This is a genomic window from Pseudomonas sp. WS 5078 (genome assembly GCF_012985745.1).
GTDB classification, from domain to species: Bacteria; Pseudomonadota; Gammaproteobacteria; order Pseudomonadales; family Pseudomonadaceae; genus Aquipseudomonas; species Aquipseudomonas lundensis_A.
This window is the reverse complement of record NZ_JAAQWX010000001.1, coordinates 390,323-411,128: the sequence shown is the minus strand read 5'-3', so window position 1 is coordinate 411,128 and position 20,806 is coordinate 390,323. Positions and strand designations below refer to the sequence as shown.

23 protein-coding genes are annotated in these 20,806 nt (G+C 59.4%); 15 read left to right on the top strand and 8 right to left on the bottom strand.

Translation table 11 applies throughout. The features are described 5' to 3' along the window. Positions 1-16: 16 nt before the first annotated feature. Complete coding sequence (locus tag HBN68_RS01920; RefSeq protein WP_003437744.1) at positions 17-184, bottom strand: rubredoxin; 168 nt, start codon at positions 182-184, stop codon at positions 17-19. Between the two features lie 209 nt (positions 185-393). Here HBN68_RS01920 and HBN68_RS01915 point away from each other — a divergent pair, with 209 nt between their 5' ends. Both HBN68_RS01915 and ubiA read left to right on the top strand, forming a co-directional pair. After that, a complete protein-coding gene (locus tag HBN68_RS01915; RefSeq protein WP_094991798.1) occupies positions 394-948 on the top strand; it encodes a chorismate lyase in 555 nt (184 codons plus the stop codon). Then, complete coding sequence (ubiA, locus tag HBN68_RS01910) at positions 948-1,838, top strand: 4-hydroxybenzoate octaprenyltransferase (RefSeq protein ID WP_094991797.1); 891 nt, start codon at positions 948-950, stop codon at positions 1,836-1,838. Before HBN68_RS01915 ends, ubiA begins: the two co-directional genes overlap by 1 nt. 18 nt (positions 1,839-1,856) lie before the next feature. Here the strand turns inward: ubiA and HBN68_RS01905 are convergent, their stop codons facing one another. After that, on the bottom strand, positions 1,857-4,238 hold the full coding sequence (locus HBN68_RS01905) for a penicillin acylase family protein (RefSeq protein WP_169962350.1): 2,382 nt from the start codon (positions 4,236-4,238) through the stop codon (positions 1,857-1,859). Between the two features lie 28 nt (positions 4,239-4,266). Continuing rightward, positions 4,267-4,851 (bottom strand): DUF6436 domain-containing protein, encoded by a 585-nt coding sequence (locus HBN68_RS01900; protein ID WP_169962348.1) that lies wholly within the window; start codon positions 4,849-4,851, stop codon positions 4,267-4,269. Positions 4,852-4,960: 109 nt separating this feature from the next. Here HBN68_RS01900 and HBN68_RS01895 point away from each other — a divergent pair, with 109 nt between their 5' ends. Next, positions 4,961-5,935, top strand: coding sequence for an alpha/beta hydrolase (locus tag HBN68_RS01895; RefSeq protein ID WP_169962346.1), 975 nt, complete (start codon positions 4,961-4,963; stop codon positions 5,933-5,935). Here the strand turns inward: HBN68_RS01895 and HBN68_RS01890 are convergent. Beyond that, positions 5,918-6,670, bottom strand: coding sequence for a DUF2059 domain-containing protein (locus tag HBN68_RS01890; RefSeq protein ID WP_094991793.1), 753 nt, complete (start codon positions 6,668-6,670; stop codon positions 5,918-5,920). The genes HBN68_RS01895 and HBN68_RS01890 overlap by 18 nt on opposite strands. A 143-nt stretch (positions 6,671-6,813) precedes the next feature. Between HBN68_RS01890 and HBN68_RS01885 the strand changes: the two genes are divergently transcribed. The 3 genes from HBN68_RS01885 to HBN68_RS01875 all read left to right on the top strand — a co-directional run bounded on the left by HBN68_RS01885 (position 6,814) and on the right by HBN68_RS01875 (position 8,762). Further along, the gene (locus HBN68_RS01885; protein WP_169962344.1) at positions 6,814-7,458 is read left to right on the top strand and encodes a 2OG-Fe(II) oxygenase; all 645 of its coding nucleotides are present in this window, start codon (positions 6,814-6,816) and stop codon (positions 7,456-7,458) included. Then, positions 7,455-7,937, top strand: a complete 483-nt coding sequence (locus tag HBN68_RS01880) for a DUF523 domain-containing protein (protein WP_094991791.1) — start codon at positions 7,455-7,457, stop codon at positions 7,935-7,937. The genes HBN68_RS01885 and HBN68_RS01880 overlap by 4 nt, the downstream gene beginning before the upstream one ends. 93 nt (positions 7,938-8,030) lie before the next feature. Beyond that, positions 8,031-8,762, top strand: a complete 732-nt coding sequence (locus HBN68_RS01875; protein ID WP_169962342.1) for a carbonic anhydrase — start codon at positions 8,031-8,033, stop codon at positions 8,760-8,762. An 89-nt stretch (positions 8,763-8,851) separates the two neighbouring features. On the opposite strand, the gene HBN68_RS01870 is transcribed toward HBN68_RS01875, so the two are convergent. After that, positions 8,852-9,487: a hypothetical protein gene (locus tag HBN68_RS01870; protein ID WP_094991789.1), complete on the bottom strand. Its 636-nt coding sequence runs from the start codon at positions 9,485-9,487 to the stop codon at positions 8,852-8,854. A 331-nt stretch (positions 9,488-9,818) separates the two neighbouring features. Between HBN68_RS01870 and coxB the strand changes: the two genes are divergently transcribed. The 9 genes from coxB (at position 9,819) to HBN68_RS01825 (ending at position 18,028) form a co-directional block, all read left to right on the top strand. After that, on the top strand, positions 9,819-10,946 hold the full coding sequence (coxB, locus tag HBN68_RS01865; RefSeq protein WP_169962341.1) for a cytochrome c oxidase subunit II: 1,128 nt from the start codon (positions 9,819-9,821) through the stop codon (positions 10,944-10,946). Positions 10,947-10,980: 34 nt separating this feature from the next. Further along, entirely contained in the window at positions 10,981-12,570 is a 1,590-nt protein-coding gene (gene ctaD / locus HBN68_RS01860; RefSeq protein ID WP_169962340.1) for a cytochrome c oxidase subunit I, read from the top strand. Between the two features lie 63 nt (positions 12,571-12,633). Next, positions 12,634-13,203, top strand: coding sequence for a cytochrome c oxidase assembly protein (locus HBN68_RS01855; protein WP_047278694.1), 570 nt, complete (start codon positions 12,634-12,636; stop codon positions 13,201-13,203). A gap of 12 nt (positions 13,204-13,215) precedes the next feature. Continuing rightward, positions 13,216-14,103 carry a cytochrome c oxidase subunit 3 gene (locus tag HBN68_RS01850; protein ID WP_169962339.1) on the top strand — a complete coding sequence of 296 codons (888 nt, stop codon included), beginning with the start codon at positions 13,216-13,218 and terminating at the stop codon, positions 14,101-14,103. Between the two features lie 11 nt (positions 14,104-14,114). Then, the gene (locus HBN68_RS01845) at positions 14,115-14,852 is read left to right on the top strand and encodes an SURF1 family protein (protein WP_094991785.1); all 738 of its coding nucleotides are present in this window, start codon (positions 14,115-14,117) and stop codon (positions 14,850-14,852) included. Then, positions 14,827-15,420: a hypothetical protein gene (locus HBN68_RS01840; protein ID WP_094991784.1), complete on the top strand. Its 594-nt coding sequence runs from the start codon at positions 14,827-14,829 to the stop codon at positions 15,418-15,420. The genes HBN68_RS01845 and HBN68_RS01840 overlap by 26 nt, the downstream gene beginning before the upstream one ends. Before the next feature lie 9 nt (positions 15,421-15,429). Next, positions 15,430-16,509: a COX15/CtaA family protein gene (locus tag HBN68_RS01835; RefSeq protein WP_094991783.1), complete on the top strand. Its 1,080-nt coding sequence runs from the start codon at positions 15,430-15,432 to the stop codon at positions 16,507-16,509. Beyond that, positions 16,497-17,396 (top strand): heme o synthase, encoded by a 900-nt coding sequence (gene cyoE / locus HBN68_RS01830; protein WP_169962338.1) that lies wholly within the window; start codon positions 16,497-16,499, stop codon positions 17,394-17,396. Before HBN68_RS01835 ends, cyoE begins: the two co-directional genes overlap by 13 nt. Further along, positions 17,393-18,028, top strand: coding sequence for an SCO family protein (locus tag HBN68_RS01825; protein WP_094991781.1), 636 nt, complete (start codon positions 17,393-17,395; stop codon positions 18,026-18,028). Before cyoE ends, HBN68_RS01825 begins: the two co-directional genes overlap by 4 nt. Before the next feature lie 87 nt (positions 18,029-18,115). Here HBN68_RS01825 and HBN68_RS01820 read toward each other — a convergent pair whose 3' ends face one another. The 3 genes from HBN68_RS01820 to HBN68_RS01810 all read right to left on the bottom strand — a co-directional run bounded on the left by HBN68_RS01820 (position 18,116) and on the right by HBN68_RS01810 (position 20,651). Continuing rightward, positions 18,116-18,886: a MetQ/NlpA family ABC transporter substrate-binding protein gene (locus tag HBN68_RS01820; RefSeq protein WP_169962337.1), complete on the bottom strand. Its 771-nt coding sequence runs from the start codon at positions 18,884-18,886 to the stop codon at positions 18,116-18,118. Positions 18,887-18,969: 83 nt separating this feature from the next. Next, on the bottom strand, positions 18,970-19,644 hold the full coding sequence (locus HBN68_RS01815; protein WP_094991779.1) for a methionine ABC transporter permease: 675 nt from the start codon (positions 19,642-19,644) through the stop codon (positions 18,970-18,972). Then, positions 19,644-20,651, bottom strand: coding sequence for a methionine ABC transporter ATP-binding protein (locus HBN68_RS01810; protein ID WP_094991778.1), 1,008 nt, complete (start codon positions 20,649-20,651; stop codon positions 19,644-19,646). The genes HBN68_RS01815 and HBN68_RS01810 overlap by 1 nt, the downstream gene beginning before the upstream one ends. Positions 20,652-20,806 lie beyond the last annotated feature (155 nt).

Sequence of the window (20,806 nt, the reverse complement as noted above, 5' to 3'; positions counted from 1 at the left end):
GGAAACTCAAAAGTGTTTAGTTGATTTCGATCATTTCGAAATCCATCTTGCCGACGCCGCAGTCCGGGCATAGCCAGTCTTCAGGTACGTCCTGCCACAGCGTGCCGGGGGCGATGCCGTCATCCGGCCAGCCGTCGGCTTCGTTATAAATCAGTCCACAGACAATGCATTGCCACTTTTTCATGGGTATTTCCTTGGGTTCAGGCGTTGGCAAGCCCACGGTTTTTTAACAACGGCGCGGGGTGCTTGGTGAAATCAGGGCGTTTTGTACTGATCGAACGCGGCAGATGCAAGCCTGTTTGCTGCCAATCGGTACTCAAGCGCTCAGGCATGGGGCAGCGTGATAAGCTCGGCGCCCTCAATGGCTGCCAATTATGACCGACTGTGCCGCACATGACTTCCCCGTTGATCTCCCCCGTCTGGCGTGAACAAAGCCAGCTCGGCGCCCTGCCCGACGCCCTCACCCTCGACTGGTTGTTCGATGAAGGCTCCCTGACCCGCCGCCTCACCGCGCTGTCGAATAACCACTTCAGTGTGTTGCCGCTGTATGAAGGGTGGCAAACCCTGCGCGAGGACGAATGCCGCGCACTGGGGCTGCCGGCTGCCAGCCTGGGTTGGGTGCGCGAAGTGTATTTGCGCGGGTATCACCTGCCGTGGGTGTTTGCCCGCAGTGTGGCTTCCAAGTCCGCGCTTGAAGCGGGTGGTTTGAATATGGACGCGCTGGGTACGCGTTCGCTGGGCGAGTTATTGTTCAGCGATCAGGCGTTCGAGCGAGGCCCGTTGCAGGTGTGCCGTTACCCGCGGGACTGGCTGCCGGACGCTGACCGGGCCGACAACCTGTGGGGGCGGCGCTCACGCTTTGTGCGCGGGTCGTTGAGCGTGCTGGTGGCTGAAGTGTTTTTACCCAACCTGTGGGCTGCTGTGTGTGCCCGGCCGGAGAACAACTGATGTACGTGCGTTTGCTCAAATCACTCAATCGCCTGAACCCCCGCGCATGGGACTTCATCCAGCTGACACGCATGGACAAGCCTATCGGCATTTATCTGCTGCTGTGGCCAACCCTGTGGGCGCTGTGGATTGCGGCTAAAGGTGTGCCTTCGCTAAGCAACCTGCTGATCTTCGTCTTCGGCGTCATCCTGACCCGTGCCGGAGGTTGTGTGATTAACGATTTTGCGGACCGCAAGGTCGACGGCCACGTCAAGCGCACTGAACAACGCCCTTTGGTGAGCGGAAAAATCAGCAGTAAAGAAGCATTGGTATTTTTTGCCCTGCTGATGGGGATCAGTTTCCTGCTGGTGCTGTGCACCAATGCGCCCACCATTTGGCTGTCTTTCGGGGGCCTGGCGTTGGCAGCCAGTTACCCATTCATGAAGCGCTACACCTATTACCCGCAAGTGGTGCTGGGCGCTGCCTTCTCGTGGGGAATGCCGATGGCGTTCACCGCCGAAACCGGCAGCCTGCCCGCAGCGGCATGGCTGCTGTACATCGCTAACCTGCTCTGGACCGTGGCCTATGACACCTACTACGCCATGACTGACCGCGAAGACGACTTGAAAATCGGCGTCAAATCCACCGCCATCCTGTTCGGTGATGCCGATCGCGTGATCAACCTCAGCCTGCAGGGCCTGGCGCTGGGTTGCTTGTTGCTGGCCGGCACGCACTTTGATCTGGGCGGCTGGTTCCACCTGGGCCTGCTGGTGGCTGCGGGCTGCTTCGTGTGGGAGTTCTGGTACACCCGCGACCGCGATCCGCAGCGCTGTTTCAAAGCCTTCCTGCACAATCACTGGGCAGGGTTGGCGATCTTCGTCGGCATCGTCCTCAACTACGCACTGGCCTGACCCTGTGCAGGCCCGTCCCTACAGTTTGGGCATCAAACGCAAGGTGCTACGGGTGTTGAGCTGCACATCGGCCTCTTCCAGGTACGGTTTGTCGTACTGGCCTTCAATGAAGCTTTGCGCCTGATCCTTGTAGTGCTTATCGAACGGCACTCCACTCTGACCCACCGGGTTGATGGTCAGGGTATGGGTGGGGTCTGCAAAGTCGATCAAACGCCGGGTGGACGGGCCGTAACTCACCGGCCACGGCGCCGGCCCGAGTTTGGCCGACAGGTTATTGGGCACTTCATGGCTTCCCGGCGCGTCGAACGGGCCGACGTTGAACAGCCAGTCCAGCGGCTTCTGTTTGCCCAGCGGGTGCTCGTGGGTCAGGGTATGCGCCCGTCCCCACTGCCAGTGCGCGGGATCGTCCCCCAGGGTTGCCTTGAGCTGAGTAATGCTGTTTCGCCACGCGACCAGCACCGTGTCGGCCCGCGACTCTTGCGCCAGTGTGTGGCGGTTGTCCCACCACGGCGATTTTGGAGTGGCAACCAGGCGAGGTAGCGCCTCATCCACCAATCGGGTGGTCAGCAGCATGTCGAAGAACGCATCGCCCAACTCATCTTGCATCGCGGCATCGGCCAGGCTGAACAGCAATTGATTGAACAGCGTTGCACTGGTCGATTCCAGCGGGTAATCGCCCTGCCACTGGGCCAGTTGCTCCACCAGCTTGAGCTCGGCCGGGTCGCTCACCACCGTGCGCAGTACAGGCAGCAGTGGTTTGAGCACACGCTGTCCATAACCTGTGATGGTGCCCAGTTGCAGTGCCTGACTGTTTTTCAGGTTCCACTTCACGCCGGGGGCGCTTAGCTGTCGATTGAGCTGCTGGCCGCGGTCGGCCAGGTTGTAATAGCCCGCAATCTCAATGCCGGCGGGCGACACCGGCTGGAAGTTGGCCGACACGATATAGCCGCGTGGCGGGTTCACTTCCTGCGGGTTGGCGCTGAACGGGTAAAACCCGGGCTTATCGGCCTGCGAAGTGCTGCCGTCCAGAATGAACGCTGGGTTCACCCCAGCCGGGCGTTTGGGCAGTTGTGCGGCGGCCCACCAGCCGATGTCGCCTTTGGCATTGGCCCACACCACATTGAGCCCCGGCGAGTGGATGTATGTCGCTGCCTTGCGCGCTTTGCTGACTGTGTCGGCGCGGTTGAGCTGGTAAAAACCTTCCAGAATCGGGTTTTTGGTTTCCAGAAAGCCCCACCACATGGCGATGGGCGTATTGCCTGCGATGTCGCCCAATACATCGTTGATGATCGGCCCGTGAGGCGACTGGCGCAGCACCAGCGTCACAGGGGCTTGGCCCTTGACGGCAATTTCCTGTTCGGTTCGGGTCATGTCGACCCATTGGCCCTGATACCAGACCTGATTCGGGTTGGCGGGGTTAGTCTTTTCGGCGATCAAGTCCAGGTCATCGTTCTGGAACATCGTCAGGCTCCAGCCGAACGCACGGTTGTTGCCCAGAAACGCGAACGGCACCAGCGCCTGGTGATAGCCGTACAGGTCGAAATCCGGGGCCGACAGCTGCGCTTCATACCACACAGACGGCACTGAAAAACGAATGTGCGGATCGCCTGCCAGCAGCGGCTTACCGCTTTGTGTGCGTCTGCCTGACACGACCCAGGCATTGCTGCCTTCAAATTGCGGCAACCCGGCCTGACTCAAGGCGCTGTCGCTGAGCTGCGCCAGTGCACCGAGGGTCTTCCAGTCATTCGCTGCCAGGGCCGGGGGCAAAACCCCTTTGGGTTGCCAGTCGAGGTCAAAGACCTTCAGATAATCGCTGCCCAATTGATCGCGCACATAGGTCAGCAGGGGCTCGGTACGAAAGGCGGCGGCAAAGCTGTAGGCCATGTAGCCGGCGACACTGAGGGTGTCTTCGGCGGTAAACGCGCGCGGGGTGATGCCCAGCACGTCGAACTCCACGGGTTTAGCGTGGGTGGCCTGATAGTGATTGATGCCGTCCAGATATGCTTGCAGTGCCAGCCACGCAGGGGATTGCGGGTCCAGTTCACTGACATAACTGGCCGCTCGCTCACGAATGCGCAAGCTGCGAAACAGCTTGTCGGTGTCCACCAATTTGGGACCCAGCACTTCGGCCAGCTCACCCCGGGCCAGACGGCGCATGATTTCCATCTGGAACAGGCGATCCTGTGCCTGCACATACCCTAGCGCCCGGTACATATCGAGCTGATTGCCCGCGCGGATATGCGGCACGCCGCGTTCGTCGTACCGCACGTTGACGGGCTCTTGCAGTGTGGGCAGTTCAACCTGCCCCTGACGCGTGGGCAATTTGCTCTGCACGTACCAGATACCACCCCCGGCCACGGCGGCGACGATGAGGGCAATAACGGTCAAACGGCGTTTCATGGGTGAACTCCTGTTCGTTAAAACGCCATCACGGCGCGACGAGATCGGCCTGCCACGGGCAATAACAGCCCACGGCCATGGTGTGAGTGGCTTTGACCGGGCGCCCGGCGCTCAGCGCTTGCAGGATCGGCTCGATAAAACTGTTGCTGGCGTTGCACGTTGCCCCTTCGCTGTAGGGGCCGAAGTACGCCAGCTGACCACTGTGGTCCCAGATAGCGACGGCAGGGCTGGCGCTCACGTGTTCGGCGCCGGGCAGTCGGGCGAGGGGTTTGATCGCGCCGAGGCTGTCGGGCAGTTGGCCTTGCGTGCCTGACTTTTGCACCGAATAGAACGCGATGCCCAGTGGCACGTAATGCGCTAACAGTTCGCTCAGGTGTTGCTGGTTGCCGACATTGCACGGGCACGCCGGGTCCCAGAAATGCACCACGCGGATGGGCCCCGGCCCGGACAGCTCGGCGGGCAGGCTCAACACATCCCCGGCGAACAGCGCGGTCTGATCGCTGAAGGGACGAATGTACTGTCCCTGAAACCAGTCATAAGCGGCCCATAACCCGCCCGCGCAAAGAAGGGTCAGCACGCAGGCAAGCAGGGTCTTGAAAGTGGGCACGGGCATGAAATTAGGTCCTCGAAGGCCGCGTAGCTTGCCATGCTTGACCTGACAGATGAATATCGACGGTCTATAAAGCCTGTTTTGCGCACACGCGCCCTGCCTGGAACCCCTTATGCCTGCCCCGTTTTCCCCCGATACCTTGCGCGCCAGTTTGCAGCCCTTGGCCGCAGATGGCCCGATATCGAGAGAAGGACTGGCGTATCAGCGCTTTTACGGGCTGGACTTCCCCCATCGCGCCACCCCCGTGAAGCGTCAATTGGGGCGCTACAGCGCCGCGGGCTTCGATCTGGTCAGCCAAGTGTGGTGGCCCGAGGCGACGCCGGTGGGCACGCTGTTTGTGATACACGGTTTTTACGACCACATGGGGTTGTACCGTCACGTCATTGAATGGGGATTGGACCGGGGTTTTGTGGTGATTGCCTGCGACTTGCCGGGGCACGGCCTGTCCAGTGGCGAGCGGGCCAGCATTGGCGATTTTTATCAGTATCAGGAAGCCTTGCAGGGCTTGTTCATTGAGGCGCAGTCACTGTCGCTGCCCCAGCCGTGGCACTTGTACGGGCAAAGCACCGGTGGCGCGATCGTGGTGGATCATTTGCTGCGTCAGGGCGACAGCAGCCCGGCGCAAGGGCAGGTGATATTGATGGCACCGCTGGTGCGGCCCAAGGACTGGCATTGGTCAAAATTCAGCTATTACCTGCTGCGGCCATTCGTCAAAGGTATTGCCCGGCGTTTCAGCGAAAACACCAACAACCCCGATTTCATGCCGTTCTTGCAGGCTGACCCGTTGCAGACGCTGCGTTTGCCTACCGCTTGGGTCGGTGCGCTGGCCCGCTGGATCCCGCGCATTGAAAGCGCACCGCCCTGTGCGCGTCAGCCGCTGATCATTCAGGGCGACGCTGATAAAACCGTGGATTGGCGACATAACGTGCAGGTGCTCAACAGCAAATTCCAGCAGCCGCACCTGTTGCTGCTACCCGGCGCTCGCCATCACTTGGCCAATGAAACGGATGAAATACGCGAGCGGTATTTCGCGTTTCTGGATCGGCACTTCGACGCGTCGCCCGTAAGCTCACGGCGCCAGGCTTGAGGTGCTCTGCCCGACCGCCAATCCCGCACGCACTGCGCTCAGGGCGGCCTGGTAATACGCTTTGCCTTCAGGCGACTCAGCAAAGGTGACGAATTCTTCCAGTTCGGGGTCGGACAAGTCGCGATAAACGTAGAGCAACGTGTTATCCAACTCGCCGCCGATCTGTTCCATCAACCGCTGGCGCTGTCCGTTGAGCATGCCCTGGGCCTGACCGCCGCCGAGCAGTCCCGGGATCATCGAACTCAGGCTGTCAGCCGCCACACCGGCAATCGCGAGGCTGACTTCTGCCCCTGCTTCGCGGGCAGGCAAGGCGTTGGACAGATGGTTAATCAGCAATTGGCGGGTGGCGCTGGCTTCAATACGGGGCAAACCTTGGGCATGCTGCGCCAATTGATCGCGACGCGTGGCCAGCAGTTCGGCCGCGACAATCTTGCGCCCCAACCCGGACTGGAAAAAAGCCAGTGCGGGGGCTGGATCGGTCAGGTTTTTGCGCATCTGATCCTTGGCGCGCGCGTCCATGGCTTGCGGGTCGAAACGCTGGCTGCTGTTGTTGACCAGTGCTTGATACACAGCGGGCGGCAAATTGCTGCGATAGCGCTCTTGGGCAGCCGTCAGCGCGTCATTGAAATGCGCACGTTGATCCGACCAGCCAGCGACCTTGTACAAATCATCCAGGCTGTCTGACCATGCGGGTAATGAACAAAAAATAAGCAACGATAAAACCAAGCGGCGCATGAAGGACTCCTGTCAACAAGTCGCTATTGTCCGGGTGTGGCGTAGGACTTGTCGAGAATTCGTCTAGTCCAAAGGGCTTTTAAAGGGCGAGCGGTATTTTTTCGTGGAACACCGCTATATGGCTCTGTCAGATTTTGAGACGTATGGATACTATGCGCGCCATGCAAATATCCTCTGATCACCCGCTGTTACTGCGCATTGTCGACGACCTGTACGCACAGGGATGGTCACAGCAAAATATCTTCCTGCCCGAGGCTTTGACCCTTGAGCTGGCGGCTGAGTGCCGTAAACGTTCGGCTGAGGGTGAACTGACCCCTGCTGCGGTGGGGCGCGGGCTGAACCAGGAAGTCCGCGAGGGGATCCGCGGGGACCACATTCAATGGCTGGAGCCTGGAGAGGCGCTGGCCTGTGACAGTTATCTTGGCTTGATGGAAAGCCTGCGAGTCGCTATGAACCGCAGGCTTTTTTTGGGCCTGGAGGACTTCGAAAGCCACTTCGCGATGTACCCGCCGGGCGCGTTTTACCTCAAGCACCTGGACCGCTTTCGCGACGACGACCGACGTATGGTGTCGGCAGTGGTGTACCTCAATCAGGCATGGTTGCCCGAACATGGTGGGCACTTGCGCATGTACCTCAATGACCGCGGCGAATACGATGTGCTGCCGACGGGCGGCTGCCTGGTGGTGTTCCTTTCGGGGGAAATCCCCCATGAAGTCATGCCCGCAACCCGAGACCGCTTGTCGTTGACGGGCTGGTTCCGGCGCCGTCCCACGGAGATCGTGCTGTGAAGCCAAAAGTGCTGGTCAGCCGCTGCTTGTTGGGGCATCGCGTGCGGTATGACGCAGGTGCAAGCGGCCCGTACCCGCAACTGATGCAGTGGCAAGCTGAAGGCCGGGTGATTGCACTCTGCCCTGAGGTTGCGGGTGGCTTGCCCACGCCGCGCGCTGCGGCCGAGATTCCGGGTGGCCAAGGCAGTGAAGTCCTCAGCGGTAAGGTCCCGGTCATAACGACAGACGGTGAAGATGTCACCGAGGCGTTTGTTTCTGGCGCCCGGCAAGCGCTGGCGTTGGTTGAGAAACACGGTATTCGCGTCGCTATTCTCAAGGCCAACAGCCCTTCATGCGGCAACCGGCTAACCTACGATGGCAGTTTCAGCGCAACTAAAGTGGCAGGTCAGGGCGTGACGGCCGCGCTGCTGAGCCAGGCTGGCGTGAAGGTGTTCAGTGAACTTGAACTCGATGACGCGGCCAAAGTGCTGGAGCAATGACCCGCACCTGTCCGGGCCATACGCAGGTTTAGCGTAGAGCCCCGATTTGAGTTCAGGTAACATCCGGTGCCACTTTGCCTTGGGGAATACGCGATGAGTGATAAACAAAAACCGCAGCCTGCTGCTTCGGCCACTGGCCCTTCACACGCTGAAAGTGCCGACGCAGCGTTGCACCATATCGTTGATGGTTTTTTACATTTCCATCACGAAATCTTCCCTGAACAAGAAGCTTTTTTTAAAAAACTCGCCACTGCGCAACGACCACGGGCAATGTTCATTGCCTGTGCGGATTCGCGCATCGTGCCTGAGTTGATTACCCAAAGTGCGCCGGGTGATCTGTTTGTGACCCGTAACGTTGGCAACGTAGTTCCACCGTACGGTCAGATGAACGGTGGTGTTTCAACCGCCATTGAATACGCCGTACTGGCCTTGGGCGTGCAGCACATCATCATTTGCGGCCACTCGGACTGTGGCGCAATGCGCGCTGTGCTGAACCCGGCCAGCTTGAAAAAAATGCCGACGGTTCGCGCCTGGCTGCACCACGTAGAAGTGGCCAAAACCATGGTGCAGGACAACTGCAACTGCGCCAATGAAGCCGAAAGCATGCACGTACTGACCGAAGAAAACGTCATCGCTCAGTTGCAGCATTTGCGCACCCACCCGTCAGTGGCTTCGCGCATGGCCAGCGGGCATTTGTTCATTCATGGCTGGGTGTATGACATCGAAACCAGCCAGATCAAGGCGTATGACGCAGATACAGGCGCTTTCCTGCCACTCGACGGGACCAACCCGATCCCGAGTGCAACGCCCAAGGCGCGTTTCTAAACCAGGCCGGTAGTCGCCGCCGGGCAGCGCGAGGCTGATTCGGCGGCGCAGCCGTCGCACGTCATTGATCCCGTGCGACACGTGCAAGCTTACAAATTCAAACCGACACCCAACTGTTTGGACAGGCACGGCCAGCGCTTCCAGGCGGCACCGGTGTCGGGGCTGGTGAGTTTGTCGCGGTAGGCTTCCACCGATTCCAGCGCGAAACACTCGTCGTCCAGCATGCGGTCAAGCGCGTGATGCACGACTTCATCCAATTGATTGGCAAAACTCTCACCGATCAATTGATGCGCGATCAGGTTGGCCACCGTGGTGTCCAGCGGGATCAGCGGCTGCTTGAAGTGCTTGATATAGAGGTCGTTGACCTCTTCCACCAGGCGGTGCGCCAAATACGCTTCATCCAGCAAACCTTCCAGACCGACGTGTTCCTTCATCAGTGCTGGCGGCTGAACGAAAAACTGTTCGGCAATTTTCAGTACCGGCTTGATCTGCGACTCGATGCCCGCTTCGCGCGCGACTTCATTGGCCGCTTCCAGCAAGTCAGGCACTTGATCGATGTAGGCGCTGACAAAGCGCGTCATCACTGCACTTTTATCGACCTCGGGCACATGAATGGTCGCGTGAAGGTGCGGCAGTTTGGTTTCCAGTTGGCGAGCGAGCAGGCCCGTATCGGCCTCATGTTCTTGGGCACACAAGATCTGCTCGCGGATGGCGGCGGTGTTCATGGGAACTCCAGGGAGACACTAGACAGGGAATATCGTTGAAAAATGGCCCCGTGAATCACAGGGCCTTTTTCAGAGGGCGCGTATTGTTATTCATTTTGCGATCGGGCAGTGAGTGCCATTTGTCGTTGGGGTCAGTTTTTTACAGATTTCGGTCAGCGCGTTGCGGGGTTGGAGGTGCTGGCTATACTCGATTTTGTAAACGTTTTCTGATGATGCCCGACTGCCTGAGCAGGCGAGGCTCGGCGGTCAAGGTTCACTGGTTTGAAAACCGCCCCCTTGTAACGCAGGTATAGACCGGCGCAATAACAAGAAAAATAAAGGGGAACCCGCAATGAAGCGACATCCAAACCTATGGATGGGCCTGCTGTTGTGGTCCGTTTTCAATCCGGCGCAGGCCGCCTGGACCGTGAATATGACCCCCGGCGCGACTGAAGTCAGCCAGGCGGTCTTCAACCTGCACATGACCATTTTCTGGATCTGTGTGGTCATCGGCATCATTGTATTTGGTGCCATGTTCTGGTCGATGATCGTTCACCGGCGCTCCACGGGCCAACAAGCGGCCAAGTTCCACGAGAGCACCACGGTCGAAATCCTCTGGACGGTCGTGCCTTTTCTGATCCTCGTGGCGATGGCGGTGCCAGCCACCAAAACCCTGATCAATATCTACGACAGCAGTGATTCGGATGTCGACATCCAGATCACGGGCTATCAGTGGAAGTGGCATTACAAGTACTTGGGCCAGGACGTCGAATACTTCAGCAACCTGTCCACCCCTGCCGATCAAATTCATAACAAAGCCCCCAAGGACGAGCATTACCTGCTCGAAGTCGATGAGCCGCTGGTGCTGCCAACTGGCGCCAAAGTGCGCTTTCTGGTGACTTCTGCGGATGTTATCCATTCATGGTGGGTGCCCGCGTTTGCGGTCAAGCGCGATGCGATTCCGGGGTTTATCAACGAGGCCTGGACCCGCGTCGAAAAGCCCGGCCTTTATCGCGGTCAATGCGCCGAGCTGTGCGGCAAGGACCATGGTTTCATGCCGATTGTGGTCGATGTCAAAGCCCGACCCGACTACGACGCCTGGTTGGCCGAACGCAAGGCGCAGGCTGCGCAGCTCAAAGAGCTGACCAGCAAGGACTGGACCCTCGACGAGTTGGTCGCGCGGGGTGACAAGGTCTACCACACCGCTTGCGTGGCCTGTCACCAGGCCGAAGGCCAAGGGCTGCCGCCGATGTTCCCGGCGCTCAAGGGCTCCCCGATTGCCACCGGCCCCGCCGCCGACCACTTGCATCGCGTGTATTTCGGCAAGCCCGGCACGGCCATGGCCGCGTTCGGTAAACAACTGTCGGAAGTCGACATTGCGGCGGTGGTGACATACGAACGCAACGCGTGGGGCAACAACAAAGGCGACATGGTCACCCCCAAAGACGTGCTCGCGCTGAAACAGGCGCAAGGCAAATGAGCCGCTCATTGATGTGTGCGCAAGGAGTCAGGACATGAGTGCTGTTATCGATGACCACGGGCACGCCGACGACCACGCTCACGGCCCGGCCAAAGGCTTGATGCGTTGGGTACTGACCACCAATCACAAGGACATCGGCACCCTGTATCTGTGGTTCAGCTTCTGCATGTTCTTGCTCGGGGGCTCGTTCGCCATGGTTATCCGTGCCGAACTGTTCCAGCCGGGTTTGCAGATCGTCGAGCCGGCGTTCTTCAACCAGATGACCACCATGCACGGCCTGATCATGGTGTTTGGCGCGGTGATGCCCGCGTTTGTGGGGCTGGCCAACTGGATGATTCCGCTGATGATCGGTGCGCCGGACATGGCTTTGCCGCGCATGAACAACTTCAGTTTCTGGCTGCTGCCGGCGGCGTTTCTGATGCTGGTATCGACCTTGTTCATGGCCGGGGGCGGGCCGAATTTTGGCTGGACCTTCTACGCCCCCTTGTCCACCACTTATGCCCCCGAGAGCGTGACGTACTTCATCTTTGCCATCCATCTGATGGGCATCAGCTCGATCATGGGCGCAATCAACGTGATTGCCACCATCCTCAACCTGCGGGCGCCCGGCATGACGCTGATGAAAATGCCGCTGTTTGTCTGGACCTGGCTGATTACTGCTTTCCTGCTGATTGCCGTGATGCCGGTGCTGGCGGGCGTGGTCACCATGATGCTGATGGATATCCACTTCGGCACCAGCTTCTTCAGCGCGGCTGGCGGCGGCGATCCGGTGTTGTTCCAGCATGTGTTCTGGTTCTTCGGCCATCCCGAGGTGTACATCATGATCCTGCCGGCTTTCGGCGCGATCAGTGCCATCATCCCGACCTTTTCGCGCAAGCCACTGTTCGGCTACGCCTCAATGGTGTACGCCACGGCCAGCATCGCTTTCCTGTCCTTTATCGTGTGGGCGCACCACATGTTTGTGGTGGGCATTCCGTTGGTGGGCGAGTTGTTTTTCATGTACGCCACGCTGCTGATCGCCGTGCCGACCGGGGTCAAAGTCTTCAACTGGGCCAGCACCATGTGGCAAGGCTCGCTGACGTTTGAAACGCCCATGCTGTTTGCCGTGGCGTTTGTGATTTTGTTCACCATCGGCGGGTTTTCCGGGTTGATGCTGGCCATTGCACCGGCCGACTTCCAGTACCACGACACCTATTTTGTGGTGGCGCACTTCCATTACGTGCTGGTACCGGGCGCAATTTTCGGCATTTTTGCCTCGACCTATTACTGGTTGCCGAAGTGGACGGGGCATATGTACGACGAAACCCTTGGCCGGCTGCATTTTTGGTTGTCCTTCGTGGGCATGAACCTGACATTTTTCCCGATGCACTTCGTGGGACTGGCCGGTATGCCGCGTCGGATTCCGGACTACAACCTGCAATTTGCCGACTTCAACATGGTGTCGTCGATCGGTGGGTTCATGTTTGGCGCGACCCAATTGCTGTTCCTGTTCATCGTCATCAAATGCATTCGTGGCGGGCCGAAAGCGCCTGCCAAACCGTGGGACGGCGCCGAAGGCCTGGAATGGAGCGTGCCATCGCCCGCGCCGTATCACACCTTTACGACGCCGCCTGAAATCAAGTGAACCCTTTGTTCTGACCCTTTACGGAGGGAGAGGGCCAGGGATATTAAGGCAGCAGGAGGATTCATGGCTGACTCAACATCGATCAAGCGCCTGGTTATGCGCCTGTTGCTGATGGTGGTGGTGATGTTTGCCTTCGGCTTTGCCCTGGTGCCGCTGTATGACGTGATGTGCAAAGCCTTCGGCATTAACGGCAAGACGGCCGGGCAGTATGAGGGGGCGCAGGTAGTGGACACCGGGCGGCAGGTGCGGGTGCAGTTTCTGGCCACCAACAACCTGGGCATGGTGTGGGAGTTTTACCCCAAGGGCGATCAGTTAGTGGTCAACCCCGGCGGCGTGTACGAGATGGTATTTGTGGCGTCCAACCCGTCTGACCACCCCATGTCGGCCCAAGCGGTGCCGAGTATTTCCCCGGCTGAAGCGGCGCAGTATTTCCACAAGACCGAATGTTTCTGTTTCACCCAGCAAGTGCTGCAAGCGGGACAGCGCATCGAAATGCCCATGCGTTTTATCGTCGACCGCGACATGCCCAAGGACGTGAAGCATCTGACGCTGGCCTACACGCTGTTCGATATCACCGCGCGCCATCCGCCCGTTGCTGCTGCTGGCAATGACGCTCAAAGGCCAGCCCGATAAGGAGAACGCTCCATGGCAACTCATGATCACTACTATGTCCCGGCGCAGAGCAAGTGGCCGATCATTGCCACGGTAGGCCTGCTGGTCACGGTGTGCGGGCTGGCCACGTGGTTCAACGACCTCAAGGCCGCACGCCCTGAATCCCATGGTCCGCTGATCTTTTTCGTCGGCAGCCTGCTGGTGGCCTACATGATGGTGGGCTGGTTCGGTGCGGTGATTAAAGAGAGCCGCGCCGGGCTGTACAGCCCGCAGCTCGATCGCTCGTTTCGCTGGGGCATGACGTGGTTCATCTTTTCGGAAGTGATGTTCTTCGCGGCGTTTTTTGGCGCACTGTTTTACGTGCGTCATTTTTCGGGCCCGTGGCTGGGCGGTGAAGGCAGCAAAGCGCTGGCACACATGTTGTGGCCCAACTTTCAGTTTGCCTGGCCCTTGCTGAACAGCCCCGATCCGGTGCTTTACCCGGCGCCCAAAGACATCATCAACCCGTGGGGCCTGCCGCTGCTCAATACGGTGTTGCTGGTCAGCTCCAGCGTCACCCTCACCCTCGCTCACCATGCGCTGAACAAAGGCCAGCGCGGTGCTTTGAAAGCCTGGTTGGGGCTGACTGTGGTGCTGGGCATCGCTTTCTTGGGCTTTCAGGCCGAGGAATACATTCATGCCTATAAGGAGCTGGGGCTAACGCTGGGTTCGGGTGTGTATGGCGCGACCTTCTTTATGCTCACCGGCTTCCATGGCGCCCACGTCACCATCGGCACCCTGATTCTGTTGGTGATGTTGGTGCGTATCGTGCGCGGGCATTTCAATGCCGAGCATCAGTTCGGGTTCCAGGCGGCGAGTTGGTACTGGCACTTTGTGGACGCTGTGTGGGTGGCGTTGTTCCTGTTTGTCTACGTGCTGTAGACGCCCCGACCATGGCCGCCTTTGCGCCCGGGCGTTTACCCACGTTGGTGGTCTTGGCGTTATTGCCTGTGCTGGTGTTTCTGGGCGTTTGGCAGTTGGGACGTGCCGAGCAAAAGCGCGTGCTGCTCGACCATTACGCCGAACGCCGGGCTGCCGCGCCAGTGGCTGTCGGGCAGTTGATGAGCGACGGCGCCCCCGCCTTTCGCCGGGTGCAATTGCGGGGCCATCTGGATGCGCAACACAGCGTGTTACTGGACAACCGTATGCGCGACGGCAAGGTCGGGGTCGAGCTGCTGCAGCCCTTTCAGGATCAGGCCAGCGGCCAGTGGCTGCTGCTTAATCGCGGCTGGATTGAATGGCCAAGTCGGCGCACGCCACCCGTGTTCAGCACCCCGGATCAGTTATTGGACCTCGAAGGCTGGGTGTACGAATCCCCCGGCGCGCCCTTCCAGTTGCGCGCCGACCCGACCACAGGTGATTGGCCGCGACTGGTGACAGCGGTCTTCCCGGCCAGATTGTGGGATGAGCTGGGTCGAATCGGTTTTAACGATGAAGTGCGTATTACGCCCGGCCCTGCGGCGTATCAAGCCGACTGGCCGGTGATCGCCACGGGCATGGGGCCGGAAAAACATACCGCGTATGCCGTGCAATGGTTCGCCATGGCGCTGGCGTTGTGCGGGCTTTATGGGTACCTCGGTTGGCATAACGCTCGGGAGAAGCGCCATGGGAACGGCCATCAATCGGTCTGAAACGGCTCGCAACGCAGCACCGGCTACGCGGCGTCGAGGACGGCTGCAGTTGATCTTTATTCTGTTGCTGACCATCGGTCCGATGGTATTGGCCACCGGGATGTACACGCTCAAGTTCTGGGTGCCGGAAAGCCGCAGTTATCACGGTGAACTGATTGGTAACGGCCCGACCCGGGCTCAATTGGGTGTTGAAACGGACGAGCACCGCTGGCAGTTGCTGGTGACCGCACCGCAAACCTGCACCGTTGCGTGTCAGCAATTGGTGTACCTGGCACGCCAGATTCAGATCGGTCTGGGGCGCGATGCCTCCCGCGCCACCCATGCGCTGGCAAGCGCGCAGCCGCTGGACGCTGACTATGTGGCCAAGCTGCAACGTGAATACCCGCAGTTGCAGCGTTATGCGATGGACATGCCGGCGTACACACAGGGCGCGCAGGGCAATGGCGGCGCGCAGCTGTGGATCATCGATCCGCACGGCAATCTGGTGCTGCGCTACGACCCCAGTGTCAAAGGCAAGGATGTGCTCAACGACCTGCGCCACCTGTTGAAACTGTCCAACATCGGGTAGGAAACCGTCATGGCCAAAGCCGGATTTCGTCTCGCATTACTTGCAACCTTGCTGGCCCTGGTGGTGGTGTTACTGGGTGCCTATACGCGTTTGACCCACGCCGGGCTGGGTTGCCCGGACTGGCCCGGCTGCTATGGCTTCATCAGCGTACCCAAAACCGATGCTCAATTGGCCCATGCTGAACGGCACTTTCCCGACACCCCGGTACATGCCGAAAAAGGCAGGAGCGAGATGGTGCACCGCTACTTCGCCGGCACGCTGGCGTTGGTGATCGTGCTGTTGGCGGCGCGCGCCTGGCGTCAGCGTGCACTGCCCGGTCAACCCCTCAAATTGCCGTTGTTCATTCTGTTGGTGGTGCTCGCGCAGGCGGCCTTTGGCATGTGGACAGTCACGCTCAAACTCTGGCCGCAAGTGGTGACCGGCCATCTACTTGGCGGTTTTGCGACCTTGAGCTTGTTGTTTTTGCTGACCCTGCGCTTGTCAGGCGTGCTGCCAGCGCTGGCCGTGCCACGCCGTTTACAGGGGTGGGCGACTGCCGGGCTGGTGCTGGCGATTGTGCAAATCGCACTGGGTGGCTGGGTCAGCTCCAATTACGCCGCCGTGGCGTGTGTCGATCTGCCGACGTGCCATGGTCAATGGTGGCCGCCGGCCGATTTCGCTAACGGCTTTCATCTGACGCAACACATCGGCCCCAACTATTTGGGCGGCCAGCTGGACAGCGACGCGCGCACGGCGATTCATCTCACTCACCGCATGGGGGCGTTGGTGCTCACGGTTGTGTTGCTGGGGCTGGCCTGGCAACTGCGGCGGGTGGGCATGACGCGGCTGGCGGGGTTACTGATGCTGGCGCTTGGCCTGCAACTGAGTCTGGGTGTCAGCAACGTGCTGTTCGGCTTGCCCCTGGCGGTTGCCGTGGCACATAACGCTGGCGGCGCCGTCCTGTTGTTGACGCTGGTGCTGGTCAATTACCACGCTCGTACGGCACTGGTCAGGGTCCAGGCGCCGCGTCTTGCCCGCTGGCGTTTCAGCCCTCGACCACCCGTGCCCGCGCCGATCCTGCTTAAAGGAGAACTGCCATGGCGACCTTGATCGTCGAACGGCCGCGTCAGGCGTTGTGGCGTGATTACCTGGAGTTGACCAAACCCAAGGTGGTGATGCTGATGCTCATCACCTCGCTGGTGGGCATGTTCCTCGCTACGCGCGCGGGCGTGCCGTGGACAGTGCTGGTCTTTGGCAATCTGGGGATTGGCTTGTGCGCTGGCGGGGCGGCGGCGGTCAATCATGTGGTGGACCGGCGCATTGATGCGTTGATGGCGCGCACCCAGAAACGTCCGCTGGCCGAGGGGCGGGTTTCAGCCGGTGCTGCGCTTTCGTTCGCCCTGTTGCTGTCAGTGTCGGGGCTGGGGATGTTATGGGTGTTCACCAATTCACTCGCGGCATGGCTGACGCTGGCATCGTTGCTGGGGTATGCGGTGATTTATACCGGCTTTCTCAAACGCGCCACCCCGCAGAACATCGTGATCGGCGGGCTGGCCGGGGCTGCACCGCCACTGCTGGGCTGGGTGTGCGTGACCGGGCATGTGACTGCCGAACCGCTGTTATTGGTGCTGATTATCTTCGCGTGGACCCCGCCGCATTTTTGGGCACTGGCGATCCATCGCAAAACCGAATACGCGAACGCCGACATTCCGATGCTGCCCGTGACCCATGGCGAGCAGTACACCAAGTTGCACATCCTGCTTTACACCTGTGTGCTGCTGGCCGTGAGCCTGCTGCCGTTTGTGATTCGCATGAGCGGCGGGCTCTACCTGGTGTGTGCCCTGGGGCTGGGCGCACGCTTTCTGTATTGGGCATGGGTGCTGTACCGTGGCACCCTGCCGCACGCCGCGATCAACACCTTCAAGTACTCTATTTACTACCTGTTCGCGTTGTTCATCGCCTTGCTTGTCGACCATTACTCAGTGTTGAACCTATGACTAAAACTCAAAAAACCGTTTACATCCTCGTTGCGCTGGTGGCGTTGGTCATGGGCCTGACGTTTAACAAAATCATGTCCGGCAAAGGCCAGAGCGACAATACGGCGCTGATCGATGCGGGCATCATTCTGCTGCCGCAGAGCCGTCCGTTGCCGGCGATCAAGATGACCAACCAGGACGGTCAGCCGGTGCAAATGAACGAACTGAAAGGCACGTGGAGCGTGTTGTTCTTCGGTTACACCTTTTGCCCGGATATCTGCCCGACCACCTTGGCCCAGCTGCGTCAGATCAAAAGCGAGTTACCGAAAGCCGTGCAGGACAAACTGCAAATCGTACTGGTCAGCGTCGACCCGCATCGCGACACCCCGCAGCAGCTCAAGCAATACCTGGGTTACTTCGATCCGCAGTTCGTGGGCCTGACGCCTGCGTCCATTGAAGAGCTGCAAACCTTGGCCAATGCGGTGAGCATTCCGTTCATTCCCGCAGACACCAGCAAACCCAATTACACGGTCGACCACAGTGGCAATCTGGCGTTGATTGGCCCGGACGGCACTCAGCGGGGGTTTATCCGCGCACCGTTCAACAACCAGAAAATGGTTGCCCAGTTACCGGGTTTGGTCGAAAGGAAGTAAGGGTAAGCAGTTGCTGCTGGCACAGGCTGCGAGCTTGCAGATCAAAGCTCGTAGCCTGCGGCAGCGATCAGGCGAGGGGCAGAGGCATTAGAACGCCGGAACGATGGCGCCTTTGTACTTCTCGTTGATGAATGCTTTCACTTCAGGTTTGTGCAGCGCGGCAACCAGTTTCTTCATGTCGTCCGAATCTTTGTCGTCCGGGCGAGCTACCAGAATATTCACGTAAGGCGAGTCGCTGCCTTCGATCACCAGTGCGTCTTTTTCCGGGTTCAACCGGGCTTCCAGCGCGTAGTTGGTGTTGATCAGTGCCATATCGACCTGGGTCAGCACACGCGGGATGGTGGCAGCTTCCAGTTCACGGAATTTCAGGCCCTTTTTGTTCTCCACAACGTCTTTAGGCGTCGAGAGAATGTTGTGTGAGTCCTTGAGCTTGATCAAGCCCGCCTTGTCCAGCAGCAACAATGCACGACCGCCGTTGGTGGCGTCGTTGGGGATGATCACGGTCGCGCCCTCGGGCAGTTCATCAAGCGTTTTGTACTTGGAAGAGTAAGCGCCCAGCGGCTCAAGGTGAACGCTGGCCACGTTGACCAGGTTTGTCCCCTTGGCCTTGTTGAACTCATCCAGGTAAGGCTGGTGCTGGAAGAAGTTGGCATCCAGGCGCTTTTCGGCGACTTGCACGTTTGGCTGAATGTAGTCGGTGAACACCTTGACCTTGAGATTGACGCCTTGTTTGGCCAATTCTGGCTTCACGAACTCAAGGATTTCGGCGTGCGGCACAGGCGTGGCCGCCACCGTCAGATCGCCCGCGTGGGCTGAAAACGCCGCAACAGCGGCTACCGCAGCAAATAACTTCTTCATCCAGCAACTCCTTGTGAACACCTGACTTCAGGCGCCTGCCAGCCCGGAGGCTGGCGGTTACGTTTATTAACGAGGGGTCGCGCTCACTTGCGCGAAAAGTGCACCACCAGCCGATCGCCAACGGTTTGCAGAATTTGCACCAGAATCAGCAACAGCACCACTGTCACGATCATCACGTCGGGCTGGAAGCGCTGGTAACCAAAGCGGATGGCCAGGTCGCCCAGACCACCCGCGCCGACGACACCTGCCATGGCGGTGTAGCCCACCAGCGTAATGGCTGTCACCGTTATCGCAGCAAATATGCCGGGGCGGGCTTCAGGCAACAACGCACTGGTAATGATCTGACGCGTATTGGCGCCCATTGCCTGAGTGGCTTCGATGATGCCGCGGTCCACTTCTCGAAACGCTGTTTCGACCAGGCGCGCAAAGAACGGCGTGGCCCCCACGACCAACGGCGGAATCGCACCGGCGACACCCAGTGAGGTACCGGTAATCAAGACTGTGAACGGGATCATCACAACCAGCAGGATGATGAAGGGCAGCGAACGCAGAATGTTCACCACGAACGACAGGGCCGAATACAGGGTTTTCTGCTCCAGCAGTTGGCGCGGGCTGCACAGGAACAGCAGGATGCCCAGCGGCAAGCCGAGCAACACCGTAAACAGCAGCGAACCGCCAAGCATGATCAGGGTGTCGCCCGTGGCCAGCCAGATTTCGTACCAGTCGATGTTGGAAAAGAAGCTCAAGAGGGTTTCCATTAGCGCAGCACCTCCATATGTACGTCTGCGGCGGTGAAGCGCGCGAAAGCAGCGTCCATGTCGCCACCGGTGATGGCGAGGGTCAGTTGCCCATAAGGGGTGTCTTTGATGCGGTCAATGCGACCGGCCAGGATGCTGTAGTCCACACCCGTTTCACGGGCAATAGTGCCCAGCAACGGCGCGTAGGTGGCTTCGCCCTGAAAGGTCAGACGCACGATGCGGCCTGGCACGTGAGCGAAGTCGTCACGTTGTTCGCTTTCATCGATCTGCTCGTCTTCCTGCACAAAACGCTTGGTCGTCGGGTGCTTGGGGTGCAGGAACACATCGGCCACGGGGCCTTGCTCGACGATTTTGCCTGCATCCATGACCGCGACCACGTCACACACGCGACGGATGACATCCATTTCATGGGTGATCAGCACGATGGTCAGCTTCAACTCGCGGTTGATTTCGGCCAGCAACTGCAACACCGAAGCGGTGGTTTGTGGGTCGAGGGCGCTGGTGGCCTCGTCGCACAGCAACACTTTGGGCTGGGTGGACAAGGCACGGGCGATGCCCACGCGCTGTTTTTGCCCGCCCGACAGTTGTGCGGGGTACTTTTTGGCGTGGTCGGACAAGCCCACCCGTGCCAGCAGTTCAGCGACACGTTTGTCGATTTCGCTGCGGGATAATTCACCGGCCAGCGTCAGGGGCAGCGCAACGTTGTCAGCCACTGTCTTGGAGGCCAGCAGGTTGAAGTGCTGAAAGATCATGCCGACTTGTTGACGGAAACGGCGCAGGTCGTTGCCATCCATCGCCGTGACGTCTTCGTTGTCGACGATGATCTGCCCGCCGCTCGGTGTTTCGAGGCGGTTGATCAGGCGCAGCAATGTACTTTTACCCGCACCGGAATGGCCAATCAGACCAAATACCTGACCGCTCTCGACACGCAAACTGGTGGAGTGCAGCGCGGGAATGTCCTTACCGGCGACCCGGTAAGTTTTATGAACGTTATGGAACTCAATCACGTAGCGAACCTTGTGGGGCGCGAAAAAATAAGATCAGCGGTTAGCCGGGCGCGCATTTTAGCCTGTCCGTATAGAGGTTCTTAGCATTTATTTGCGCTCCATCCTTTGATTTGGCAATAAGACGATCAAAGGTCAGAAAAAAGGAACGTCGCCAA

Bases quoted from the DNA above. Each gene is read 5' to 3' on its own strand.
- HBN68_RS01920 (WP_003437744.1), bottom strand. From the start codon at position 184: ATGAAAAAGTGGCAATGCATTGTCTGTGGACTGATTTATAACGAAGCC.
- HBN68_RS01915 (WP_094991798.1), top strand. From the start codon at position 394: ATGACTTCCCCGTTGATCTCCCCCGTCTGGCGTGAACAAAGCCAGCTC.
- ubiA (WP_094991797.1), top strand. From the start codon at position 948: ATGTACGTGCGTTTGCTCAAATCACTCAATCGCCTGAACCCCCGCGCA.
- HBN68_RS01905 (WP_169962350.1), bottom strand. From the start codon at position 4,238: ATGAAACGCCGTTTGACCGTTATTGCCCTCATCGTCGCCGCCGTGGCC.
- HBN68_RS01900 (WP_169962348.1), bottom strand. From the start codon at position 4,851: ATGCCCGTGCCCACTTTCAAGACCCTGCTTGCCTGCGTGCTGACCCTT.
- HBN68_RS01895 (WP_169962346.1), top strand. From the start codon at position 4,961: ATGCCTGCCCCGTTTTCCCCCGATACCTTGCGCGCCAGTTTGCAGCCC.
- HBN68_RS01890 (WP_094991793.1), bottom strand. From the start codon at position 6,670: ATGCGCCGCTTGGTTTTATCGTTGCTTATTTTTTGTTCATTACCCGCA.
- HBN68_RS01885 (WP_169962344.1), top strand. From the start codon at position 6,814: ATGGATACTATGCGCGCCATGCAAATATCCTCTGATCACCCGCTGTTA.
- HBN68_RS01875 (WP_169962342.1), top strand. From the start codon at position 8,031: ATGAGTGATAAACAAAAACCGCAGCCTGCTGCTTCGGCCACTGGCCCT.
- HBN68_RS01870 (WP_094991789.1), bottom strand. From the start codon at position 9,487: ATGAACACCGCCGCCATCCGCGAGCAGATCTTGTGTGCCCAAGAACAT.
- coxB (WP_169962341.1), top strand. From the start codon at position 9,819: ATGAAGCGACATCCAAACCTATGGATGGGCCTGCTGTTGTGGTCCGTT.
- ctaD (WP_169962340.1), top strand. From the start codon at position 10,981: ATGAGTGCTGTTATCGATGACCACGGGCACGCCGACGACCACGCTCAC.
- HBN68_RS01855 (WP_047278694.1), top strand. From the start codon at position 12,634: ATGGCTGACTCAACATCGATCAAGCGCCTGGTTATGCGCCTGTTGCTG.
- HBN68_RS01850 (WP_169962339.1), top strand. From the start codon at position 13,216: ATGGCAACTCATGATCACTACTATGTCCCGGCGCAGAGCAAGTGGCCG.
- HBN68_RS01845 (WP_094991785.1), top strand. From the start codon at position 14,115: ATGGCCGCCTTTGCGCCCGGGCGTTTACCCACGTTGGTGGTCTTGGCG.
- HBN68_RS01840 (WP_094991784.1), top strand. From the start codon at position 14,827: ATGGGAACGGCCATCAATCGGTCTGAAACGGCTCGCAACGCAGCACCG.
- HBN68_RS01835 (WP_094991783.1), top strand. From the start codon at position 15,430: ATGGCCAAAGCCGGATTTCGTCTCGCATTACTTGCAACCTTGCTGGCC.
- cyoE (WP_169962338.1), top strand. From the start codon at position 16,497: ATGGCGACCTTGATCGTCGAACGGCCGCGTCAGGCGTTGTGGCGTGAT.
- HBN68_RS01825 (WP_094991781.1), top strand. From the start codon at position 17,393: ATGACTAAAACTCAAAAAACCGTTTACATCCTCGTTGCGCTGGTGGCG.
- HBN68_RS01820 (WP_169962337.1), bottom strand. From the start codon at position 18,886: ATGAAGAAGTTATTTGCTGCGGTAGCCGCTGTTGCGGCGTTTTCAGCC.
- HBN68_RS01815 (WP_094991779.1), bottom strand. From the start codon at position 19,644: ATGGAAACCCTCTTGAGCTTCTTTTCCAACATCGACTGGTACGAAATC.